General features: G+C 74.4%; 20 protein-coding genes and 1 pseudogene. 12 read left to right on the top strand and 9 right to left on the bottom strand.

All coding sequences use genetic code 11. The annotated features are described in order from the left end of the window. Positions 1–85: 85 nt before the first annotated feature. Together FB558_RS08000 and FB558_RS07995 are read right to left on the bottom strand one after the other, a co-directional pair. Positions 86–1,978, bottom strand: coding sequence for an Hsp70 family protein (locus FB558_RS08000; RefSeq protein WP_142049758.1), 1,893 nt, complete (start codon positions 1,976–1,978; stop codon positions 86–88). 154 nt (positions 1,979–2,132) lie between these two features. Beyond that, positions 2,133–2,834: an IclR family transcriptional regulator gene (locus FB558_RS07995; RefSeq protein WP_142049755.1), complete on the bottom strand. Its 702-nt coding sequence runs from the start codon at positions 2,832–2,834 to the stop codon at positions 2,133–2,135. A gap of 51 nt (positions 2,835–2,885) precedes the next feature. On the opposite strand from FB558_RS07995, the gene leuC reads away from it, so the two are divergent. The 8 genes from leuC (at position 2,886) to FB558_RS07955 (ending at position 11,377) form a co-directional block, all read left to right on the top strand. Then, entirely contained in the window at positions 2,886–4,298 is a 1,413-nt protein-coding gene (gene leuC / locus FB558_RS07990) for a 3-isopropylmalate dehydratase large subunit (RefSeq protein WP_211366194.1), read from the top strand. Then, positions 4,298–4,891 (top strand): 3-isopropylmalate dehydratase small subunit, encoded by a 594-nt coding sequence (leuD, locus tag FB558_RS07985; protein ID WP_142049750.1) that lies wholly within the window; start codon positions 4,298–4,300, stop codon positions 4,889–4,891. The genes leuC and leuD overlap by 1 nt, the downstream gene beginning before the upstream one ends. A 24-nt stretch (positions 4,892–4,915) precedes the next feature. Continuing rightward, positions 4,916–5,521 carry an HU family DNA-binding protein gene (locus FB558_RS44390; protein ID WP_142049747.1) on the top strand — a complete coding sequence of 202 codons (606 nt, stop codon included), beginning with the start codon at positions 4,916–4,918 and terminating at the stop codon, positions 5,519–5,521. Between the two features lie 317 nt (positions 5,522–5,838). Next, on the top strand, positions 5,839–6,675 hold the full coding sequence (locus tag FB558_RS07975; RefSeq protein WP_170231231.1) for a MurR/RpiR family transcriptional regulator: 837 nt from the start codon (positions 5,839–5,841) through the stop codon (positions 6,673–6,675). A gap of 25 nt (positions 6,676–6,700) precedes the next feature. Further along, positions 6,701–7,894, top strand: coding sequence for an ABC transporter substrate-binding protein (locus FB558_RS07970; protein WP_142049741.1), 1,194 nt, complete (start codon positions 6,701–6,703; stop codon positions 7,892–7,894). Between the two features lie 2 nt (positions 7,895–7,896). Continuing rightward, positions 7,897–9,666, top strand: a complete 1,770-nt coding sequence (locus FB558_RS07965; protein WP_170231230.1) for an ABC transporter permease — start codon at positions 7,897–7,899, stop codon at positions 9,664–9,666. Next, positions 9,663–10,778, top strand: a complete 1,116-nt coding sequence (locus FB558_RS07960; protein ID WP_142049735.1) for an ABC transporter ATP-binding protein — start codon at positions 9,663–9,665, stop codon at positions 10,776–10,778. The genes FB558_RS07965 and FB558_RS07960 overlap by 4 nt, the downstream gene beginning before the upstream one ends. Continuing rightward, positions 10,775–11,377: a histidine phosphatase family protein gene (locus tag FB558_RS07955; protein ID WP_142049732.1), complete on the top strand. Its 603-nt coding sequence runs from the start codon at positions 10,775–10,777 to the stop codon at positions 11,375–11,377. The genes FB558_RS07960 and FB558_RS07955 overlap by 4 nt, the downstream gene beginning before the upstream one ends. Here the strand turns inward: FB558_RS07955 and FB558_RS07950 are convergent. From FB558_RS07950 to cofC, 5 genes are all read right to left on the bottom strand, one after another. After that, the gene (locus tag FB558_RS07950; protein ID WP_246106306.1) at positions 11,356–12,276 is read right to left on the bottom strand and encodes an NUDIX hydrolase; all 921 of its coding nucleotides are present in this window, start codon (positions 12,274–12,276) and stop codon (positions 11,356–11,358) included. The two genes, FB558_RS07955 and FB558_RS07950, sit on opposite strands and share 22 nt — an antisense overlap. Continuing rightward, positions 12,273–14,630: an RNA degradosome polyphosphate kinase gene (locus FB558_RS07945; RefSeq protein ID WP_425467977.1), complete on the bottom strand. Its 2,358-nt coding sequence runs from the start codon at positions 14,628–14,630 to the stop codon at positions 12,273–12,275. Before FB558_RS07945 ends, FB558_RS07950 begins: the two co-directional genes overlap by 4 nt. Positions 14,631–14,681: 51 nt before the next feature. Then, positions 14,682–15,128, bottom strand: a complete 447-nt coding sequence (locus FB558_RS07940) for a protein-tyrosine phosphatase family protein (RefSeq protein WP_142049729.1) — start codon at positions 15,126–15,128, stop codon at positions 14,682–14,684. Continuing rightward, positions 15,125–15,535: a helix-turn-helix domain-containing protein gene (locus FB558_RS07935; RefSeq protein WP_142049726.1), complete on the bottom strand. Its 411-nt coding sequence runs from the start codon at positions 15,533–15,535 to the stop codon at positions 15,125–15,127. The genes FB558_RS07940 and FB558_RS07935 overlap by 4 nt, the downstream gene beginning before the upstream one ends. Positions 15,536–15,669: 134 nt before the next feature. Beyond that, on the bottom strand, positions 15,670–16,335 hold the full coding sequence (cofC, locus tag FB558_RS07930) for a 2-phospho-L-lactate guanylyltransferase (RefSeq protein WP_142049723.1): 666 nt from the start codon (positions 16,333–16,335) through the stop codon (positions 15,670–15,672). A gap of 69 nt (positions 16,336–16,404) precedes the next feature. On the opposite strand from cofC, the gene FB558_RS07925 reads away from it, so the two are divergent. The 4 genes and pseudogenes from FB558_RS07925 to FB558_RS07910 form a co-directional block, all read left to right on the top strand. Further along, a complete protein-coding gene (locus FB558_RS07925; protein ID WP_142049720.1) occupies positions 16,405–17,112 on the top strand; it encodes a lysophospholipid acyltransferase family protein in 708 nt (235 codons plus the stop codon). Between the two features lie 71 nt (positions 17,113–17,183). Then, positions 17,184–18,125: an NAD(P)H-dependent glycerol-3-phosphate dehydrogenase gene (locus FB558_RS07920; RefSeq protein WP_246106497.1), complete on the top strand. Its 942-nt coding sequence runs from the start codon at positions 17,184–17,186 to the stop codon at positions 18,123–18,125. A 37-nt stretch (positions 18,126–18,162) separates the two neighbouring features. Then, positions 18,163–19,266: a cystathionine gamma-lyase gene (locus FB558_RS07915; protein WP_142049717.1), complete on the top strand. Its 1,104-nt coding sequence runs from the start codon at positions 18,163–18,165 to the stop codon at positions 19,264–19,266. Between the two features lie 465 nt (positions 19,267–19,731). Continuing rightward, positions 19,732–20,073 (top strand): annotated as a pseudogene (locus tag FB558_RS07910) (transglycosylase family protein); the annotation flags it as partial. A 122-nt stretch (positions 20,074–20,195) separates the two neighbouring features. On the opposite strand, the gene FB558_RS07905 reads toward FB558_RS07910, so the two are convergent. Together FB558_RS07905 and FB558_RS07900 are read right to left on the bottom strand one after the other, a co-directional pair. Continuing rightward, the gene (locus FB558_RS07905) at positions 20,196–21,845 is read right to left on the bottom strand and encodes an ABC transporter substrate-binding protein (protein WP_142049711.1); all 1,650 of its coding nucleotides are present in this window, start codon (positions 21,843–21,845) and stop codon (positions 20,196–20,198) included. Positions 21,846–21,874: 29 nt separating this feature from the next. Next, positions 21,875–22,753, bottom strand: coding sequence for an ABC transporter permease (locus tag FB558_RS07900; RefSeq protein WP_142049709.1), 879 nt, complete (start codon positions 22,751–22,753; stop codon positions 21,875–21,877). Positions 22,754–22,760 lie beyond the last annotated feature (7 nt).

Genomic DNA, 22,760 nt, shown 5'->3' with positions numbered 1-22,760 from the left:
GGACGGGTGCCCGCTCGAGCAGCTCCACGGGGGCCGCACCGTACCGTGGTGGGCTACCGGTGCTGCTGCCGTCGTCGCTCGTGGGTCAGACGGGTGGCGCCGTGTCCGCGCCAGGGCCGGTGCCGGTGCCGCTGTCCGTTCCTCCGCCGTCGGCGTTGCTACCTCCGCCCGGCCCGCTGCCCGGCCCGCCGTCGTTGCCGCCACCGCCGCCGTCGCCGTCGCCCGGCGGCGGACCGGGCGGCTCGGACGGGTCGCCCGTCGGGTCACCGCTGGGAGGCGGGTCTTCGGTCGTGGAGACCGGCGGTGGTGTAGTCGTCGTCACCGGGGGAGGTTCGGTCGTCGTCGTCACCGGCGGCCGGGTGGTCGTGACCGGCGGCGGGACGGGGCGGGTGGGCTGCTCCTGCTCCGTGGTGGGCGCCGGCTCCTCCGACGTCTCGGGGGCGGCGGGTTCGGCGCTCTCGCGGGTCGGGGCGACCGGGGCCGGGGTGCTGGCGGTGGGCTGCGTGTCGGGCTGGGGCCACAGGAACACGGCGGCGATGACGGCGATGGCGGCGCCGACGCCGCCGACGCTCACCAGCCAGCCGGGGGTGCGGCCACGGCGTTCCGGGGCGTAGTCGTAGTCGTACTCGGGTTCGTCGTCGTAGTCGGGGGCGAAGGCCGCGGCGGCAGGCCGGGGTGGTGGGGCCGGCGGGCGCTGGGGGGCGGGCCGGTGCGGCGGGAGGCTCGAGCTCGCTCCGGCGTGGCCGTAGGCGCCGGTGGCGGCGGGCGGTCCGTAGGGCGGGCGGGGCGGCGCGCCGGCTCCGCCGAACGGTGGTGCGGCACCGGCTGCGGCGGCCCGGACCGGGTTGCGCCCGGAGCCGCTCGCCCGCGGGGCAGGCACCTGGGGGGCCCACGCGCCGGTGCCGGGGGGCGCCGGCGCCAGCGACAGGGCGGCGCCCATCGCGATCGCGTTCTTCGGGTCGACGTCGACGCTGACCGGCCGCCCGAGCAGTTCGGAGACGAGCTGCCCGACGAGCGGGATGCGGGAGGAGCCGCCGACCAGCAGCACCGCGGACAGCTGCGCGGGGGCCAGCCGTGCCGAGGCGACCGCGCGGCGCAGCGCCTCGACGGTCTCCTCGACCTCCGGGCGGATCGCCGCCTCGAACTCGCTACGGTGCAGCCGCACCGAGCCCTGCGCGAGCGGGGTGATCACCTGGATCGAGACGTCGGTGTCGCTGGAGAGCGCCTCCTTCGCCTCGACGCACTCGCGCCGGATCGCCGCGACGGCCGACAGCACCGCCGGGTCGGTCTCGTCGAGGCCCTCGAACGCCTCCGGCATCCCGCTCAGGACGTGCTGGAACACGATCTCGTCGAAGTCGACGCCGCCGAGCCGGTCGACGCCCTCGGGCCGGCCGAGCAGCGTGAAGCTGTGGCCGTCCTTGTGCACGACGGCGGCGTCGAAGGTGCCGCCGCCGAAGTCGTAGACGGCGATCGTCGAGCCGGGCTCCACGCGCTCCGCGGACGCGTAGTGCAGCGCGGCGGCCTGCGGCTCGGCGAGGAACGTCACGGGCAGGCCCTGCGCCGCGAGCGCGCCTCCCAGCCGCTCCTTCTTGTGGCTGCCCCACGCCGCCGGGTGCGTGACGGCGATGCGCGCCGCGGGCCCGCCCTCGCGCTGGGCGACGCGGTCGACGACCCAGCGCACCAGCCGGGCCGACAGCTCCTCCGGCGCCCAGGGGCGCCCGGCGACCATGATCGGCGTGGGGTCGCCGATGCGGCGCTTGAACTCGCGGACGACGTGGCCGGGGGAGCTCACCGCGCGCCGCTCGGCCGCCTCGCCCACGATGACGCTGCCGTCGTCGCCGACGTACAGCACCGACGGCACCGCGCTGGCCCGGTCGCCGAGGTTGACGATCTCGGTTTCGCCGGGCCGCGCGCCGAGCCGGCCGATGGCGGCAGCCGTGCGCGTGGTGCCCAGGTCGATGCCGAGTAGGTAGCTCATCGTCACCCGTCTTCGTGTTCGGCGACTGTCTTCGTGTTCCAGATGACGTCGCCCCTCCGACGACTCTGTGTATTCATCGGGTACGACGAAACCACGTTAGCGGTCGGAGGCTCACCCGATCAGCTGGGTGCGGCGACGTGCCACGATCGTGCGGTCACAGGCGGTGCTGCAGCGCTTCCGCGGCGGCCAGCAGATCCGCCGCCCAGCGCACGCCGGGGCGCCTGCCGATGCGGTCGACGGGGCCGGACACCGAGACCGCCGCCACGACCTGCCCCGCGCTGTCCCGCACGGGCGCCGAGACGCTCGCGACGCCCGACTCCCGTTCGGCCACGCTCTGCGCCCAGCCGCGCCTGCGGACGTCGACGAGCACGCGGTCGCCGAACGTCGCCTCCCCGAGCACGGCGCGCTGGACGGCCGGTTCGGCCCACGCGGCGAGCACCTTGGCCCCCGACCCCGCGGTCATCGGCAGCCGGGTGCCCACCGGGACGGTGTCGCGCAGCCCGCTGCTGGGCTCGGCGGAGGCCACGCAGATGCGGTGGATCCCGTCGCGCCGGTAGAGCTGGACGCTCTCGCCGGTGATGTCGCGCAGCCGGGGCAGCACGTGGCTCGCCGCCTCCAGCAACGGGTCGACGCCGCCGGCCGCGAGCTCGGCGAGCGCGGGCCCGGGGCGCCAGCGGCCGTCGGCGCCGCGGTGCAGGAGGCCGTGCACCTCGAGCCCCACGGCGAGCCGGTGGGCGGTGGCACGGGGCAGCCCGGTGCGCTCGCACAGCTCGGCGAGCCCGCAGGGTTCCTTCGCGGTGGCCCGCAGCACCCCCACGGCCTTGTCCAGGACGCCGATGCCGCTATGCTGTCTCACGAGCCGATACTAACTTCCCGAAATGTGAGACGTCCAGCGAGGAGGGCCGCCGTGGGACGCACGCTGGCCGAGAAGGTCTGGGACCAGCACCTGGTCCGCAAGGGCGAGGGTCAGGAACCCGACCTGCTCTACATCGACCTGCACCTGGTGCACGAGGTCACCAGCCCGCAGGCGTTCGACGGGCTGCGCCTCGCCGGGCGCCGCGTGCGCAGGCCCGACCTCACGGTCGCCACCGAGGACCACAACGTCCCCACCACCGACGTCGAGCTGCCGATCGCGGACCCCGTGTCGCGCACGCAGGTGGAGACGCTGCGCAAGAACTGCGCCGAGTTCGGCGTCCCGCTCTACCCGATGAACCACGCCGAGCAGGGCATCGTGCACGTCGTCGGGCCGCAGCTCGGGCTCACTCAGCCGGGCACCACCGTGGTCTGCGGCGACAGCCACACCTCCACCCACGGCGCGTTCGGCGCGATGGCGTTCGGCATCGGCACCTCCGAGGTCGAGCACGTGCTCGCCACGCAGACGCTGCCGCTCAAGCGGTTCAAGACCATGGCGATCAACGTCAACTCGGCGGACGGCACCCTGCGCCCCGGCGTCACGAGCAAGGACGTCGTGCTGGCGATCATCGCCCAGATCGGCACCGGCGGTGGCCAGGGCTACGTGCTGGAGTACCGCGGCAACGTCATCGAGAACCTCTCGATGGAGGCCCGGATGACGATCTGCAACATGTCGATCGAGGCGGGCGCCCGCGCCGGGATGATCGCGCCGGACGACACCACGTTCGCGTACCTGGAGGGCCGCGACCGCGCGCCGAAGGGCGCCGACTGGGACGAGGCCGTCACGGCGTGGCGCGAGCTGCGCACCGACGACGACGCCGAGTTCGACGCCGTGGTCGACATCGACGCCGACACGCTCACCCCGTTCGTCACCTGGGGCACCAACCCGGGGCAGGGCCTGCCGCTGGGGGAGCGGGTGCCGGACCCGGCGCGGATCGTCGACGAGAACGAGCGCGTCGCGGCCGAGAAGGCGCTCGCCTACATGGGCCTGGAGGCCGGCACGCCGCTGCGCGAGGTGGCCGTCGACACCGTCTTCGTCGGCTCCTGCACCAACGGGCGCATGGAGGACCTGCGTGCCGCGGCCGACGTCATCAGGGGTCGCAAGGTCGCCGACGGCGTGCGGATGCTGGTGGTGCCGGGCTCGATGCGGGTGCGGTTCCAGGCCGAGGCCGAGGGGCTCGACGAGGTCTTCCGCGCTGCGGGCGCCGAGTGGCGTTCCGCGGGCTGCTCGATGTGCCTCGGCATGAACCCCGACCAGCTGGCGCCGGGCGAGCGCAGCGCGTCCACGTCGAACCGCAACTTCGAGGGCCGCCAGGGCAAGGGCGGCCGCACGCACCTGGTGTCCCCGCTGGTGGCCGCCGCGACGGCCGTCCGGGGCACCCTGTCGAGCCCGGAGGACCTGGCCTGATGGACGCATTCCGCACGCACACCGGCATCGGCGTACCGCTGCGGCGCTCGAACGTCGACACCGACCAGATCATCCCGGCCGTCTACCTCAAGCGCGTCACGCGCACCGGCTTCGAGGACGGCCTGTTCTCGGCGTGGCGCCAGCAGGAGGACTTCATCCTCAACACCGAGCCGTTCTCCCGCGGCTCGGTGCTGGTGGCCGGCCCGGACTTCGGCACCGGCTCCTCCCGCGAGCACGCCGTCTGGGCGCTGATGGACTACGGGTTCCGCGTCGTGATCTCCGCGCGGTTCGCCGACATCTTCCGCGGCAACTCCGCCAAGGGCGGGCTGCTCACCGCGCAGGTGGCGCAGCCCGACGTCGAGCTGCTCTGGAAGGTGCTGGAGAACGAGCCCGGCACCGAGGTCACCGTCGACCTGCAGGAGAAGACGGTGCAGGCGCGCGACCTGACCGTGCCCTTCGACATCGACGACTACACGCGCTGGCGGCTGCTGGAGGGCCTGGACGACATCGGCCTGACGCTGCGGCACGCCGACGACATCGCGACGTTCGAGGCGGCGCGCCCGTCCCGGATGCCCACGACTGCCCAGGTCTGAGCGGTCCGGGGTAGGTTCGCGGGCATGAACAAGACCCAGCTCGTGGACGCGCTCGCCGAGCGCCTCGGGGGCGACCGGCGCACGGCGGCCGCCGCCGTCGAGGGGTTGCTCGGAACCATCGTCGACACCGTCCGCTCCGGCGACTCGGTGACGATCACGGGCTTCGGGGTCTTCGAGGGCCGGGCCCGGGCGGCGCGCACCGCCCGCAACCCGCGCACCGGCGAGGCCGTCGACGTGCCGGCCACCACCGTGCCCGCCTTCCGGCCGGGTGCGTCGTTCCGCAGCGCCGTCGGCGGGAGCGCGACGCCCGCCCCGCGGGCCGCCGCCACCCGCTCGCGCCCGGCGCAGACGGCCCGGGCGGCGGCCTCCTTCGCGGAGTCGCGGGACGCGGCGGACGACGCGGCGCCCGCCGCCCCGGAGCCCCGGAAGCCCGCGAGGGCCCGCAAGGCGGCGACGCCCACGAAGGCCGCTCCCACGAAGGCCGCGCCCGCGAAGGCCGCGCCCGCGAAGGCGGGGAAGGGTGAGAAGGCCGCGAAGGCGAAGCCGGCGGCTCCGGTCAAGGGCCCGGTGAAGGACCCCGAGAAGGCGGCCAAGGCCGACAAGGGCAAGAAGGCCAAGCCGAAGAAGTAGCACCGGCGGGACGGCGTGGCTGGCTGGACGAGCCGACCGGAAGATCGGCTCGAGTCGCACACGAGGGTCCTCGCGAGGCGCTCACATACTTCTCGCCGCGGTGATCGCCAGGAGCGGTGTCACGGCGACAGGCTCCCACCCGGACGAACGGCACTTTCGTCGGTACCTAGCCGACGAAAGTGCCGTTCGTCATGCGAATCCTGCGCACGACCGCTTCTCCCGGCCGCCGGCTCGTCACCTCCGCGACGCCTGCTGTTGAGGGCAAATTTGCAGCTCAGCCATTGGCTGCAAGTTTCTTTGCAGATACCGTCGGCGCCGTGCCCCTCCGCGACCGGATCGACGAGCACCGCGGGCGCCTGTCGCCCGCGGACCGCAGCGTCGTCGACGTCCTGCTCTCGCACCCCACCGAGGCGGCCTTCCTGCCCGCCGAGCAGGTCGCCGAGCGCGCCGGGGTGCACGTGGCCACCGCCACCCGGCTGGCCAAGAAGCTGGGCTACGCGGGCTACCCGCAGCTGCGCTCGGCGTTGCAGTCCGAGCTGCTCGAGGGTGTCGACGCCGCCGCCCGCGTCCGCAGGCGCCTGGACCGCAGCCCGGACGAGGACCTGGTCGCCGGGCTGGTCGACGACGAGGTAGCCGCACTGCGGGGGGTGGCGCGGGCGGTGGCCCAGGAGGAGCTCGACGGGGTGGCTGCGCGCGTCCTGGCCGCGCGGCGCGTGCTGGTCTACGCGCGCGGCAACGCCACCGTCCTGTCGGCCCTGCTCGCGCGCCGGCTGCGCCGGTTCGGGCTGCCGGTCGTCGACCTCCCCGGCTCCGACCGCGACCTCGCCGAGGAGCTGGTGTCCCTGCACCGGGACGACCTCGTCGTCGCGCTCGCCTTTCGCCGCCCGCCGCGGACGCTGCGCCCCCTGCTCGCGACGGCGCACGAGGTCGGCGCCCCGGTGGTGCTGGTGACCGACGTGCTGGGCGACGACCTCGGCGCCGCGTCGACGACCGTGCTGGCCGCCCCGCGGGGCAACGGCCGCGAGTTCCAGTCCCTCACCGTGCCGATGGCCGTGGTCAACGCCCTCGTGCTGACCATCGCCCGCGCCGCGGCGGGCCGCACCACCACCGCGCTCGAGCGGCTCGAGGAGCTGCTCGAGCGCTTCGACACCTGACCCGACCCTTCTCTGCGGAGCGACCATGACCGCGTCCCGTCCGTCCACTGTGGACCACCACTCCACGCGCTGCCTCGCCGCGGGCGCCGCCGCCCTCGCGCTGCTGCTGACCGCCTGCGGCGGCGGCAGCCCCACCCCGGCTCCGACGCCACCCCCGGCGGCCGACCCCCTCGACACCGCCACCGTCGAGGAGCTGCACGCCCAGGCCCGGCAGGAGGGGCAGGTGGCGGTGTACTCGTTCACCAGCCGCATCGCCGAGGTCGAGGCGGAGTTCGAGGCGACGTACCCCGGCGTCGACGTCGTCGCCACCGACATCTCCTCCACCGAGCAGATCGCGCGCATCAAGGCCGAGGCCGCGGCGGGCGCACCGGGCGCCGACGTCGCCTACCTCTCCGACGCCCCCGTCGTGCTCGACGAGCTGCTGGCCGCGGGTCTGCTGCGCAACTACGTGCCGCCGCGGGTGGCCGGCGCGCTCCCCGCCGAGCACGCCGCGCCGCTGCTGGCGAACCGGCTGTCGACCAAGACCCTGGTGTACAACGAGGAGGCCCACCCCGACGGGCCGCCGGTCACCAACCTGTGGCAGCTCACCGACCCGGAGTGGAACGGCCGGGTCGTCATGGTCGACCCGCAGGTGCGCGGCGACTACCTCGACCTCATGACCGAGGTGGTGCTGCGCTCGGACGAGATGGCGGCCGCCCACGAGCAGCTGCGCGGCGCCCCGGTGCAGCTCGACGAGGGCATCACGGGCGCGGGCGAGCAGTGGATCGCCGACCTCTACGCGAACGGCGTGGTCCTGGTCGACGACACCGACAACGTCAACGCCGCGATCGGGCAGCGTGGGCAAGCGGCGCCGCCGATCGGGTTCACCTCCTACTCCGACCGGCGCGACAACGAGGACGAGGGCTGGGCGCTGCAGGCCGCGACGGGCGTCGCACCGGCTCCGGGCATCGCGTTCCCGGCCCTGCTGGCCCTCACCGCGGACACCCCGCACCCGGCCGCCGCGCGGCTGCTGGTCGACTTCCTGATGGGCGACGGCTCCGCGACCGGCGGTCCCGGCTACGCGCCCTTCTACGTGCCCGGCGACTACCCGACGCGCACCGACGTCACGGCGCCCGCCGACGCCGTGTCCCTCGAGGAGCTCGGGGCGTGGTCGATCGACCCGGCCGCCGTCGCCGAGCGCCGCCGCGAGGTCGCCGACCTGCTGCTGACGCTGGAGTGACGGTGCCGGCGACGCGGGAACGGGCGCCCGGTCTGCGGGCGGCCGCGGCCGATCCGGTCGTGCGGCTCGGGTGCGTCGTCGCGCTGGTGCTCGTGGTGCTGGTGCTCGCGCCGGTGATCGGGCTGGCGGCCACGACCCTGCGCCCGGACGGGATCGGCGCCTGGGCCGACGTGCTCACCGGCCGGCTCGCCCCGTCGCTGTTCCACGAGCCGCTGGCGAACTCGCTGCTCGTCGGCACCGCCACGGCGGTGGGGTCGGTGCTGCTGGGCGGCTCGATGGCCTGGCTGGTCGTGATGACCGACGCGCCGGCGCGCCGCACGATCGCCCTGCTGGCGACGGTCCCGTTCGCGCTGCCGAGCTTCGCGCTGGCGCTGGCCTGGGAGACGGTGTTCCGCAACGACCTGGTCGGCGGGCGGGTGGGCCTGCTCGCCGACCTGGGGGTCGTCGTGCCCGACTGGATCGCCTGGGGGCCGCTGCCGATCTCGGCCACGCTGGTGGCCCACTACTACTCGCTGACCTTCCTGCTCGCCGCCGCCGCGCTCGCCACCGTGAACGGGGAGCTGATGGAGGCCGCCGAGATGACGGGTGCGAGCCGGCTGCGGGTGGCGCGCTCCATCGCGCTGCCGGTGGTGGCGCCTGCGCTGGTGTCCGGCGGGCTGCTCGCGTTCGCCGAGGGCGTCAGCAACTTCGCCTCGCCCGCCCTGCTCGGGCTGCCGGTCCGGTTCCAGACGCTCTCCACGCGCCTCTACGGGGCGATCTCGACCGGTGAGACGGCCCGCGGTTACGTGCTCGCGCTGCTGCTCATCGCGGTGGCCGCGACGGTGCTGTTCGCGAGCAACCGGCTGGCGGGCGGGCGCCGCTCGTACGCGACGATCACCGGCAAGGGCGGACGGCGCAGCCGGGTGCGGCTGGGGCCGTGGCGGGTCCCGCTGACGGTGCTGGCCGTGACGCTGTGCCTGGCCACCACCGTGCTGCCCGGCCTGGTGCTGCTCGCCTCCAGCTTCGCCCGCCGCACGAACTCGTTCCTCGGCGGCTTCACCACGCACTTCTGGACGGGCGAGTCCGATCCCGGGATCGCGCAGGGGCAGCGCGGCGTGCTGCGCAACCCGCAGGTGGTGGACGCGGTGCTGACCACGGTGGGGCTCGGGCTGGCGGTGGCCGTGGCCGCCACCGTGCTGGGCACGGCCGTCGGCTACGCCGTGGTGCGGCTGCGGACCCGGCACGAGCGGGCCCCGCGGGCGCTGGCCGGGGCGCTGTCGACCCTGTCCTACCTGCCCTTCCTGATCCCCGGCATCGCGCTGGGAGCGGCGTTCATCGCGCAGTTCGGCCGGCCGATCGGGCCGCTGCCCGCCCTCTACGGGACGTTCGCGCTGCTGGTGGTCGCCGGGGCGGCGTACACGCTCCCGTTCGCCGCGCAGGCCGGGCGCTCCGCGGTCGGGCAGATCGCGCCGGACGTGGAGGAGGCGGCCGTGATGGCGGGCGCGGGCCTCGCCCGGAGGGCAGGCCGCATCGTCGTGCCGCTCGCCGCGCGCGGGCTGCTGGCCGGTGCGGTGCTCGTGTTCGTCAACATCGTGCGCGACCTGTCGCTCGTGGTCCTGCTCGTCACGCCGGCGACCCCGCTGCTCTCCGTGCTGACCTACCGCTACGCGTCCGAGGGCTTCGCGCAGTTCGCGAACGCCATCACCGTGATCATCGTCGTGATCTCCGTGGCCGCCACCGTGCTGGCGCGCCGGTTGGAGGGCGCGGCGCAACCCTGGCAGGAGGAGAGATGACGACGGGCATCCGGCTGGCCGGGCTGCGCAAGGACTTCGGCGCCACGGCCGCCGTCGACGGGATCGACCTCGAGGTGCCCGCAGGGGCGTTCCTCGTGCTGCTGGGCCCGTCCGGCTGCGGGAAGACGACGACCCTGCGCATGCTGGCGGGCCTCGAGCACCCGACGGGCGGAGAGATCCGGTTCGGCGACCGGGTGGTCGCGGGACCGGGTGTGGCACTGGCGCCGGGCCGGCGTGACGCCGGGCTGGTGTTCCAGAGCTACGCGCTGTGGCCGCACATGACGGTGCGCGGCAACGTCGAGTGGCCGCTGACGGTGGCGCGGACGCCTGCGGCGCGGCGCCGCGAGCGCGTGGCGGAGGTGCTGGAGCTGCTCGCGATCGAACGGCTCGCCGGCCGCTACCCCGGCGAGATCTCCGGGGGCCAGCAGCAGCGCGTGGCGATCGCCCGGATGATCGCGCCGCGGCCGAGCGTGCTGCTGTTCGACGAGCCCCTGTCCAACCTCGACGCCAAGCTGCGGGTGGAGACCCGCGCCGAGCTGCTGCGCATCCACCGGGCGACCGGGGCGACCAGCGTCTACGTCACGCACGACCAGGTGGAGGCGATGACCATGGCCACGCACGTGGCACTCATGCGCGACGGCCGGGTCGAGCAGTTCGGCCCGCCCGCCGACCTGCTCGACGACCCGGCCAGCGACTTCGTCGCGACGTTCATGGGCACACCCGCGGCCAACGTCCTCGACGCCGTCGTGCGGGGCGGCCGCGTCGAGCACGGCGGCCCCGGGGACGGCACCGACCTGGGCCCGGCGGGCGGCCTGGCCGACGGCACCGCCGTCCGTGCGATGTACCGGCCCGAGTCCCTGTGGCTCACCTCGGCCGGCGCCGGCGGGCCGGTGCTGCGCGTCGCGTTCGCCGAGGCCACCCCGATGGCCGGGCGCGTCGTCGTGACCGGGGTCGTGGGGGACCCGGCGCGACGGGTGCGGGTGTCCGTGCTCGAGGACCGCCGCCCCGCGGCCGAGCCGGGTGACGCGCTGCTCGTCGCGCTCCCCGAGCGGCCCGACCGGCTCTTCGACGCCGCGACCGGCCGCCGGGTCGACCTGGTGCGGGCGGCATGAGGCTGCTGCTGGTCCGCCACGGCGAGACGGTGTGGAACGCCGAGCGCCGCCTCCAGGGCGACCGGGACATCCCGCTGTCCGCCACCGGACGCGCGCAGGCGAGCGCACTCGCCCCCGTGGTGGCCGCGCACGCCCCGGCGTGCGTGGTGACCTCGCCGCTGGCGCGCACCCGCGAGACGGCCGAGCTGCTCGGCTTCCCCGGCGAGCGCCACGACGCGCGCTGGCAGGAGGCCGACCTCGGGGACTGGACCGGCCTGCGCACCGCGGTGCTGCGCGAGCGCGGCGGGGCCTACGCCGCCTGGCGGGCCGGGCGGTTCACCCCGCCCGGTGGTGAGCCGTTCGCGGCCCTCACCGAACGGGTCGCGGCCGGCGTGGCCGACCTGCGGGCCGATCCGGGTGGGGGCGTGGTGCTGGTCGTCACCCACGGCGGGCCGATCCGTGCGGTCCTGCGGCACCTGCTCGGGCTCGAACCGGCGCGGATCGTGCCGGTCGGGCCGGCCAGCCTCACCGTGCTCGACCTCGGCGTCGACGGCGCCCGCCTGCACGGCTACAACATCCGTGCGGGAGCGGAGGCGGTTCAGCCGGTGGGGCGCTCGTAGTAGTCGGCCGCGCGCACCTCGCCGCCCGGCCCGAAGGTCAGCAGCCAGGTGCTGCCCTTCTTCGAGGGGAGGTCGTCCGGGTCGACCCCGGGCAGGTGGGCGCCGGTCGCGAGGGCGCCGACGAGGCCGGGGACGACGCCGCCCTGGCTGCACACGACGGTGACCCCGGGCACCTCGGCCAGCTCGCGGAGCCGGGCGAGCGCGCCGGCCTGGTCGTCCCCGTAGGCGGCCTCGCCGAACAGCGGCTCGTCGCCGATCGCCAGGTCCAGCTGCCCCGCCAGGGGCACGAGGGTGTCGCGGCAGCGCACGGGCGGCGCGCTCACCAGCCGGTCGGGGCCGAACAGGCGCAGGAACGGGTCGAGCTGCTGGGCCTGCTCGCGGCCGGAGCCCGACAGCGGGCGCAGCGCGTCCTCGCCCTCCCACTGGTTGCGGCTGCCGGCCTTCGCGTGCCGGACGAGGGCGATCACCGATGCGGGTGGGCCGATCCGGGCGAACTGCTCGAGCACCTCGACGTCGTGCTTGTAGCTCAGCATGTCGGCGGCGTGCGCGAGGTCGACCCAGCGCAGCTCGTCGGTCTCCTCGCCGGGGGCGAACTCGCCCCCGCGCGCCTCGGCCGCCCAGTACCGCACGAGCTTCGCGCCGTCGGGCACGGTGTAGCGGACGTCGCCGAGCACCGGCCCGAGCCGGGCCTGCTGCCCGGTCTCCTCGGCGATCTCGCGGACGGCGGCGAACGGCATCGTCTCGTCCGCGTCGAGCTTGCCCTTGGGGAAGGACCAGTCGTCGTAGCGGGGCCGGTGCACCAGCGCGATCTCGACGCCGCGGGCGCCGGGACGCCAGAGCACGGCTCCGGCGGCCAGCACGTCGGCGGCGGTGGGCTCCATGACTCGCGGCGCGGTCACTCGGCCTCCGCAGCGGGGGTGACGGCGTGGCGCAGCATCATCTCCGCCTGGTGGTCCCGCACCGGTGACGCCCCCGACCCGGGGGAGGGCGAGGGTTCCCACGGGCCTTCGGCGTGCAGGGTCCAGCAGCGGGTGGCCGGGTCCATGCAGGAGTCGAGCATCTCCCCGAGCTTGGCGGCCAGGCGCGGGTCGGCGACGCGCAGCAGCACCTCGACGCGCCGGTCCAGGTTGCGGTGCATCATGTCGGCGCTGCCGATCCAGTACTCGTCGGCGTCGGCGAAGTGGAACACCCGCGAGTGCTCCAGGAACCGGCCGAGGATCGAGCGCACGCGGATGTTCTCCGAGAGCCCCGGGCGTCCCGGGCGCAGCGCGCAGATCCCACGGACCACGACGTCCACCGGCACACCCGCCTGCGAGGCCCGGTACAGCGCGTCGATCACCTGCTCGTCGACGAGCGAGTTGACCTTGATGCGCACGCCGGCGTCGCGCCCGGCGCGCTTGGCCTCGATCTCGTCCTCGATGCGCCGCACGATCCCGCGCCGCACCCCGTAGGGCGCCACGAGCAGGCTGCGGTAGGAGGTCTGGCGGGAGTAGCCGGTGAGCGAGTTGAACAGGTCGGCGAGGTCGGCGCCGATGACCGGGTCGGCCGTGAGCACGCCCAGGTCCTCGTAGAGCCGGGCGGTCTTGGGGTTGTAGTTCCCGGTGCCGACGTGGCAGTAGCGCCGGATCGTCGAGCCCTCCTGCCGCACCACCAGCGAGGTCTTGCAGTGCGTCTTCAGCCCCACCAGCCCGTAGACGACGTGCACGCCCGCCTTCTCCAGCTCGCGCGCCCAGCGGATGTTGGCCTGCTCGTCGAACCGCGCCTTGATCTCGACGAGCGCGACGACCTGCTTGCCGGCCGCGGCGGCGTCGATGAGGGCGTCGACGATCGGGGAGTCGCCGGACGTGCGGTAGAGCGTCTGCTTGATCGCGAGGACGTTCGGGTCGGCCGCGGCCTGCTCGATGAACCGCTGCACGCTCGTGGAGAACGAGTCGTAGGGGTGGTGCACCAGCACGTCGCCCTCCCGCAGGGTGGCGAACACGCTGCGCGGGGTCTCGCGGTCGGCGAAGGCCGGGTGCGTGGCCGGCACCCAGGTGTCGTCCTTGAGGTCGGGGCGGTCGACGCCGTGCACGGCCCACAGGGCGGTGAGGTCGAGCAGCCCCGGCACCGTGATGACGTCGTGCGGGTCGACGTCGAGCTCGCGCAGCAGCAGCTCCAGCACGTGCTCGCTCATCGTGTCGGTGACCTCGAGGCGCACCGGCGGGCCGAACCGGCGACGGGCGAGCTCGCGCTCGAGCGACTGCAGGAGGTCCTCGTCGCGGTCCTCCTCCACCTCGAGGTCGGCGTTGCGGGTGACGCGGAACGCGTGGACCTCGGCGACCTCGACGCCGGTGAACAGCTCGTGCAGGTGGGCGGAGATCAGGTCCTCGATGGGCAGGAACGTGACGGTGTCGTCGTCGTTGGCCACCCGCACCAGCCGCGGCACGTTGTTGGGCACCTTGACCCGCGCGAAGCGCTCCGTGCGCCCGTCGGGGTCGCGGACGGTGACGGCCAGGTTCAGCGACAGGCCGGAGATGTAGGGGAACGGGTGCGCCGGGTCGACCGCGAGCGGCGTGAGCACCGGGAAGACCTGCGCGGAGAAGTACGCCGACAGCCGCTCGCGCTGCTGCTCGGACAGGTCGCGCCAGCGCAGGATGGAGATCCCCTGCTCCTCGAGCTCGGGGCGCACGTGGTCGAGGAACACGCGGGCGTGCGCCTCCTGGATGGCCTGGGTGCGGGCGGCGATGCGGGCCAGCTGCTCGCGCGGCGTGAGCCCGTCGGCGCTGCGGACGGCGAGGCCGGTCTCGTCGCGGCGCTTCAGGCCGGCGACGCGCACCATGTAGAACTCGTCGAGGTTCGAGGCGAATATCGCCAGGAACTTGGCGCGCTCCAGGAGCGGCTGGCTGGGGTCCTCGGCGAGGGCGAGCACGCGCGCGTTGAAGTCGAGCCAGGACAGCTCGCGGTTGAGGTAGCGGTCGTCGGGGAGCTCAGAGCCGGGGGCCGGCGTGCGCGCCGGTGGGCTGATCGGCACCGCGGCCGCGGGCGTCGAGGACGAGCCCAGCGGCGGGTTCGCGGTGCGCACGCCGGTGGCCGGCGCGGCCGGGCCGGGCGCCGCACGCTCCGCGGGGGCCGAGGCGCCCGCGGGGAGCGTGCTGCTCGCCGCGTGGACCCGGCGCGTGGACGGCCGGGGCGCGCGCCGCGCCGGACGGGTGCGTCGGGCGGGCGGCGTCTCGCCCGCACCGTTGGTCGGGGTCCTGCTCGCGTCCTCACCCACGCCGCGATTGTTCCGCACGACCGCCGGGAGTGCTCGTGGCCGTGACCGACATCAGGGTGAACGGTGGGTGGCGAACCACCGGATCCACCGGTGCTGACCGGGCGTCTCGACGGCGCGGGGGCGGTAGTGGCGGCGTGTCCAGGCGCGCGCGTCGGCGACGGGGTGCCCGGCCAGCACCGCCATGCAGGCGATCACCGTGCCGGTCCGACCGGTGCCACCGGTGCACGCGATCTCGACGCGCTGCCCGGACCGGGCGAGCCCGTACGCCTCGATGATCTTCGCGGCCGCGTCGTCGGGATCACGCGGCACGCGGAAATCCGGCCAGTCGACCCACTCGGCGGGCCAGTCGGGCCGCCACGGGGCGCGCCGCGGGCGGTCCGGGTGGCCCAGGTACAGGCCGAAGTCGGGGAGGGGCCCGGCGGGGAGCCCCTCGCGCCTCCCGCGGCCGCGCACGAGGGTGCCGTCGGGGAGGGCGACCGCACCGGTGAGCGGGCTCACGCCGCGTCCTCGGTCAGGGTGCGGACGAACCGCAGCAGCTCGACGGTCTCGTCGAGCCGCGCGACGACCACGATCTTCAGGCGGGCCCGCGCGGGGTCGTGGACGGTCTCGATCCGGGGTCTCGGCTCGGCGGTGCCCCGGGGCAGGCCCGTGAGGACGCCCGCGATCCGCTCCGCCTCGGGGGCGTCGACCGCATCGACGTCGACGATGCTCGTGACCTGCACCCCGCGGGTGGGCGCGGCCGTCGGACGTCCGGTGAGGGCCTCCAGGTCGGCGCGGGCGATCCGGTACTGCTTCCCGATGCGGACCGCCTCGAGCCGCCCGTCCCGCACGTAACTGCGCACCGTGCGGACGTGCAGGCCGAGCCGGTCGGCGACCTGTTCCACGGAGTACCAATCCTGCTGCATGCTTCCGCATTATTCCCTATCCGAGGATGGATAAGGAAGGATGGGTCGTAGCGGTGACGGGCCCCAAGCCGACGAACGGCACTCTCGTCGGTACCTAGCCGACGAGAGTGCCGTTCGTCATGCGGATCCCCTGGTCAGCAGCGTGGCGTGGGAGTCAGGGCGCCGCTCGTGTGCGGGCCCAGGCCCAGAGCCGTGGCCTCGCGCAGGTCGTCGGCGGTGTCGACGTCGCGGCGCAGGCCCGGCCAGTCCCCGGCGAGCGGGAGGGCGCCGGACGCCTCGTGCCGGCGGGCCGAGCCCACGCCGAAGCGCGGGTCGAGGGCCGAGCCCGGGGCGGCCAGCAGGAACGTGGTGCCGGTGCCCTCGGCGTCGGCCACGAAGGCCCGCGCCGCGCCCGCCGCGAAGAGCGCGATCGCGGCGGCGACCGCGTCGTCGAGATCCGCGGGGTGCAGGGCGGGTAGGTCGGCCTGCAGCGCGCCCACCACGGCGTCCGGGTCGCGTGCGCGCAGGAAGCCCGCGCCGCGTTCGTAGGCGGGGTTCAGGCCGGGGACCGGGCCGTCCGGGAGCACGTCGACGCCGAAGACGCCCAGCTCGGCGGCCACCACCGGGTCGGAGCTCACCACCAGCAGGTGCCGGACGGACGGGGCGGCCCGCACCGCCTCGATCGTGTCGCGCGCGAGCGCCATCGCCAGCCGGGCGTGCGCCCGCGGCTCCCCGATACCGCCGTCGGCGGCACCGCGGAGCCGGGACTTCGCCTTGGCGAGCGGCTTGACCGGGATCACCAGGTCCACGGTCGAGGTCATCGAGCCCACCCCTCCATCGTGCCCGACCCCGTGGTGGACCCGAGGCGCCACGCCAGGAAGACTCTGGGCGTGGTCAGGCGTGAGAAGGGCGGGTTCTGGATCGCGTTCTGCGCGGTCTTCTTCTACCCGATCAGCTGGCTGGTGGCCCGCTCGCGGTTCGAGGGCAAGGAACACGTCCCGTCGACCGGCGGCGCGCTGATGGTCGCGAACCACCTGTCCCACCTCGATCCGATCTTCAGCGGGCTCGTGGTGCACCGGGCCCGTCGGGTGCCGCGGTTCCTCGCCAAGCACAGCCTCTGGCGTGCGCCGGTCCTCGGCTGGGCGCTCGCGGGCAGTGGCCAGATCCCGGTCTACCGCGACACGGCCGATGCGCAGCAGAGCCTGCGCGAGGGCACCCGGGCCCTGGAGGACGGCAAGGTCGTGGTGATCTACCCGGAGGGCACGATCACCCGCGACCCGGACGGCTGGCCGATGCAGGCGCGCACCGGGGTGGCCCGGCTTGCCCTGTCGACCGACGTCCCCGTGGTGCCGTTCGTGCACTGGGGCACGCGCGAGGTGCTCGACGGCTACAACAAGACGTTCCGGCCGTTGCCGCGCAAGCCGATCACGATCCGGTGCGGGGAACCCATCGACCTGTCCGCCTACCGCGGGCTCCCCATCGATGCCGCGATCCTGCGCGAGGTCACCGACCTGATCATGGTGCGGGTGCGTGACCTGCTCGCCGAGGTGCGGGGCGAGCAGGCGCCCGCGCAGTTCTACCGGCGGAGCGCCTCGTGAGCGCCGCCGTGGACGTCCGCCGGGTGGCGGTGCTCGGCGCGGGTTCGTGGGGCACGGCGTTCGCGAAGGTGATGGCCGACGCCGGGCGGGAGGTGCGGCTGTGGGCGCGCAGGCCGGAGGTGGCCGCCACGGTGAACGAGCGGCACGCGAACCCCGGCTACCTGCCCGGCGTCGTCCTGCCGACGCTCCTGACGGCCACGTCGGACGCAGGCGAGGCGCTCGAGGGCGCGGACGCGGTGGTGTTCGCCGTCCCGTCGCAGACGCTGCGGGCCAACCTCGCGGGCTGGCGCCCCCTGCTGCCGCCCGGACGCACGCTGGTGAGCCTCGCGAAGGGCGTCGAGCTGGGCACGCTGCAGCGGATGAGCGAGGTGGTCGCGGAGGTCGCCGAGGTGCCCGCGGACCAGGTGGCCGTGGTGTCGGGGCCGAACCTGGCCCGGGAGATCGCCGCCGAGGAACCGACCGCCACGGTGATCGCCTGCACCGACCACGACCGCGCCGTCGCGCTGCAGCAGGCGTGCACCACCGGCTACTTCCGCTCCTACACCAACACCGACGTCGTCGGCTGCGAGCTGGGTGGCGCCGGCAAGAACGTCATCGCGCTGGCCTGCGGGATCGCCGCGGGCATGGGGTTCGGCGACAACACCAGGGCGTCGCTGATCACCCGCGGGCTGGCCGAGACCGCCCGGTTGGGCACGGCGCTGGGCGCCGACCCGCTGACGTTCGCCGGCCTGGCCGGCCTCGGCGACCTGGTGGCCACCTGCTCCTCGCCGCTGTCGCGCAACCGGACCTTCGGCGAGCACCTCGGCCGCGGCGAGTCGCTGGCCCAGGCCGAGGCGGCCAACCACGGGCAGGTCGCCGAGGGCGTGAAGTCGTGCAAGTCGATCTGCGCGCTGGGCGACCGGCACGGCGTCGAGCTCCCGATCGCCGACGCCGTGCGCCGCGTCTGCCACGAGGGCCTCTCAGCGGCGGAGATGGGCAAGGAGCTGATCAGCCGCGCCCCCCGGGCGGAGTGAGCGCGAAGCCCGCTGACCGCCGACGTAGGGTCGGCTCGTGAGCGGGGACGGGACGGCGTGCACGCATGCGGGACACCACGTCGAGGCGCCGGGGGCGCCGGTGCACCCGGGGCCCGTCCTCTCCTCCACCTTCCACCTCGGCCTTCCGGCCGACCCCACGCCCGCCGACTTCTACGGCCGCGCCGACAACCCCACCTGGCGGGGGCTGGAGGCCGCGATCGGTGAGCTCGACGGCGGCGAGTGCGTGGTGTTCGCCTCCGGGATGGCCGCGATCGCCGCCGTGCTGCGCATCGCGGCCCGCGACGGCGCGCTCGTCCTGCCCTCGGACGGCTACTACCTCGCCCGCGCGCTCGCGCACGACGAGCTGGGGCCGCTGGGCGTCGAGGTCCGCGAGACGGCGACGACCGCGCCGCTGCCGCCGCTGGACGGCGTCGCGCTCCTGCTGCTGGAGACGCCCTCGAACCCCGGCCTCGACGTCACCGACATCGCCGCGGCCGCGGCGGCGGCCCACGCCGCGGGCGCCCTGCTCGGCGTCGACAACACGACGGCGACCCCGCTGGGGCAGCGGCCGCTGGAGCTGGGCGCCGACCTGGTGATCGCCTCCGACACGAAGGCCCTCGCCGGGCACGGTGACGTGGTGCTCGGGCACGTCAGCACCCGCGACCCCGAGTTGCTCGCCCGGCTGCGGGAGGCGCGCTCGCGCGGCGGCGCCGTGCCGGGGCCGATGGAGGCCTGGCTCGCCCACCGCGGGCTCGCCACGCTGGACCTGCGGCTGGCCCGGCAGGCGCAGAACGCCGCCGCGCTCGTGCCGGTGCTGCGGGCGCACCCCGCCGTCACCGACGTGCGCTGGCCCGGCGACCCGGACGACCCGGCCCACGCCGTCGCGTCCCGGCAGATGCGCCGCTGGAACGGGGTGCTGCGTTTCACACTCGCCTCGGAGGCGGCGGTCGGGCAGTTCCTCGCGGCGTCGCGGCTGATCGGGTCGGCCACCAGCTTCGGCGGCCCGCGCAGCACCGCCGACCGCCGGCAGCGCTGGGGCGACGACGTGGCCCCCGGCCTCCTGCGCTTCTCGGCGGGCTGCGAGGACACCGAGGACCTCGTCGCCGACGTCCGCGCCGCCCTGGACGCGATCATTCACTGATCCCCGCGGTCCCGTCGCCGCGATCACGCGGTGATCGCTCCCAGAGGTACCGCAGCGCTGCGCGGATCACTCTGATGCGCGGCTCGAACCGATCTGGACTCCGCGAGTCGCCGAGAAGCACGCCGCTCCGACGACCGCGTCGTGCGGGTCGGATCGATCATCGTCGCTGGTCACCGAGGGTGCCGGTGCGGCATGGCCCGCCTCACACTTTCGGGGTGAGTCACGCCTCTATCACGAACTGATCTCGGAAACATACTCCGATCTTCGTGGTGATCGATTTGCCGTGTGCGCTGCGGAGTTGTCCGCTGCGACTGGTCGGGAAGCAGCGTTACATGACGCTCCTCACGGTTTCCGTGGTTTGACGCGGGCGGCTGACCTGCACGTACTGTCGCTGGCCGTCGACCGGATGAGTGAGTCGACGACACCTGTGAGGCACTCGCCCCGTTCGAGGAGAAACCCCCAAGAATGTCTTTCCGCTCCCGCACGTCCACCCGCAAGAACCTGCTCCGGCTCACCGTCGCCGGAGCGATCGCCGTCGGCGCGCCGCTCGCGCTGGCCGGTACCGCCAACGCCGCCCCGTCCGGGGTCTGGGACAAGCTCGCCCAGTGCGAGAGCAGCGGCAACTGGTCGGCCAACACCGGCAACGGCTTCTCCGGCGGCCTGCAGTTCACGCCGTCCACCTGGAAGGCCTTCGGCGGTGAGGGCAGGGCGCACAACGCCAGCCGCGCCGAGCAGATCGCCGTCGCCGAGCGCGTCCTCGACGGCCAGGGCTGGGGCGCCTGGCCCGCCTGCTCGAAGAAGCTCGGCCTGCGCTGATCCTCCCGCAACGAACGGCACTCTGATTCCACTGAGAGTGCGCGCCGGCTCCGCTCGGCGCGCACTCTCAGACATACATGGCGTCGCTACCGACGAGAGTGCCGTTCGTCGTTCTAGGCGCGACCCGGGGCCTCGGGCCCCAGCCACATCCTCGCCTGGTGGCGCGTGCCGTAGTCCGGGTGCGGCCACGCGTCGTGCAGGTACGGCGCGTAGATCGACAGCCCGTCGTAGACGTAGAGCGGCACCGGGTTCGACACGTTCTCCATGATGTAGCGCTGGATCTCGTGCAGCTGCTCCTCGCGGGTGGCCCGGTCCAGCTCGCCGCGCTGCTCGTTGATCATCTGGTCGAGCGCAGGGTCGGAGATGCCGTACCAGTTGCGCGGGCCGTCGGAGGCCCACTCGCTGCTGAGGTAGTCGTCGGCGGAGAGCATGGGCGTCTGCAGCCCGTAGCCCATGTCGTAGTTCTCGCCCGCGAAGCTCTCGGTGAAGTACGTGGCGTAGTCCTGTAGGACGAGCTCGACCTGGATCCCGATCTCGGCGAGGTCCTGCTGCACCCACTGCGCCTCGCGCACGACGTTCTCGCCGTACCCGTCGGTGAGGATCATCCGGGTGGAGAAGCCCTGCGGGAAGCCGGCCTCGGCGAGCAGCGCGCGGGCCTGTTCCGGGTCGTGCGGCTGCAGCCGGGCGGCCTCCTCCGAGGGCAGCCCGCCGAACAGCGTCGGCGTGACGGCCGCCGTCGGGCTGCCGCCGGCGCGGATCGTGTCGACCATCCCCTGCCGGTCGATCGCGAGCGCGATCGCGCGGCGCACGCGCACGTCGTCGAAGGGCTCGCGGGCCTGGTTCATGTACAGCCGGGTCTGGGTGAGGCCCTGCTCCCGGAACAGCACCGCCTCCGGGTCCTCGGTGAGGATCCGCTCGGCCTGTGCGAGGTCGAGCGACAGCGCGCTGAGGAAGTCGGTCTGGCCGGTGCGGAACGCGGCGATCGCGGCGGCCTGGTCGGGCACGATCGAGATCTCGATGCGCTCGATGTAGGGCTGGCCCTCGACGTAGTAGTCGGGGTGGGCGGTGAGCACGCGCTCGCGGTCGCGTTCCCAGCGCTCGAGCACGTAGGGGCCGGTGCCGATCGCGGTGGTGGACACGTCGAACTCGCCGCGGGTGGCCTCGCACGGCAGCATCCACATGAAGTGGCCTGCCAGGTTGGTGTCGAACTCGGCGTAGGGCTCGGTGAGCCGGAAGACGACGGTGTACGGGTCGGGCGCGCCGGCCTCCTGCACCATCGCGAGCTGGCTGACCTGGTGGCCCGGCAGCTCGCGGATCCGCTGGAGCGTGCACATGACGTCGTCGGAGGTGAACTCCCGCCCGTTCACCGGCGCGACGTCGTGGAAGCGCACGCCCTGGCGCAGGTGGAACGTCCAGGTGGTGCCGTCCGGGGAGGTCTCCCAGCTCTCCGCGAGGTCGCCCTCCAGCTCCGGGGCGCCGTAGGGGACGTCCGGGCCGGTCTTGAAGTCGACCAGCTTGCTGTACGTGGATCCGATCGCGATGTGCGTGTTGAACGACGACTCGCGGTGCGGGTCGAGCGAGCGCGCGTCCGAGGGCAGCGCGTAGCGGAACGCGCCGCCGGGCTGCGGTGGGCCTGCGTTCTCCTCCGGGCGGCGGTCCTCGAGCGCGGCGCCCCCGGCGCCCCCGCCGCCGGGGGCGCTGAAGCAGGCCGTGCCGAGCAGCGCCACGACGACGAGGGCGAGCACCAGCCGGTACGAGCGCATGTGGACTCCCAGATGGTCAGTGACGACTTCTAGCGGGACTGCTTGGGGTCGAAGACGTCGCGCAGCGCGTCGCCGAGCAGGTTGAAGGCGAGCACCGCGACGGTGAGCGCACCGCCGGGGAACACGACCATCCACGGGGCGATCTCCATGTAGCGCGAGCCGTCGGACAGCATCGCCCCCCACGACGGCGTGGGCGGCGGGGTGCCGATGCCGAGGAAGCTCAGCGCCGACTCGGCGATGATCACGATCGCGAACATCAGGCTGGTGACCACGAGGATCGGCGCCAGCAGGTTGGGCAGGCCGTGGTGGCGCAGGATGCGCCAGGTGCTGCAGCCGCTGGCCCGCGCCGACTCGACGTAGAGCTCCTCGCGGATGCGCAGCATCTCCCCGCGCGCGACGCGGTTGAACGAGGGCACGACCAGCAGGCTCAGCGCGATCACCGTGTTGCGGATGCTGGGGCCGAGCAGCGCGGCGACGAACAGCAGCAGCACGATCCCGGGGATCGCCATCAGGGTGTCCATGACGCGCTGCAGCAGCGTGTCGATCCAGCCGCCCGCGAAGTAGCCCGACACCACCCCGATCGCGACGCCGAGCGCCCCGCCGACGGCGAGCGTGCACACCGCCACCAGCAGCGAGGTGCGGGCGCCGTAGAGCACGCGGCTGAAGATGTCGCGGCCCAGGTCGTCGGTGCCCATGAGGAACTGCCCGCCGGGGATCTGCAGGAAGTTCTCCCGCTGCTGGGCGGTGGGGTCGAAGGGCGCGATGACGGGCGCGAGCGCCGCGGCCACCACGAGCAGCACCACCACCACGCCCGCGACGACCCCGAGGGGCTGGCGGCGCAGCAGCCGCAGCGTGCGGCGCGTGCCGCCCGGCCGCGGTGCGGCGATCGGGACCGCGATCTCGCTCATCAGCTGC

The organism is Pseudonocardia kunmingensis (assembly GCF_006716445.1).
Classification (GTDB): Bacteria; Actinomycetota; Actinomycetes; order Mycobacteriales; family Pseudonocardiaceae; genus Pseudonocardia; species Pseudonocardia kunmingensis.
This window is presented reverse-complemented; position numbering and strand designations above follow the sequence as displayed.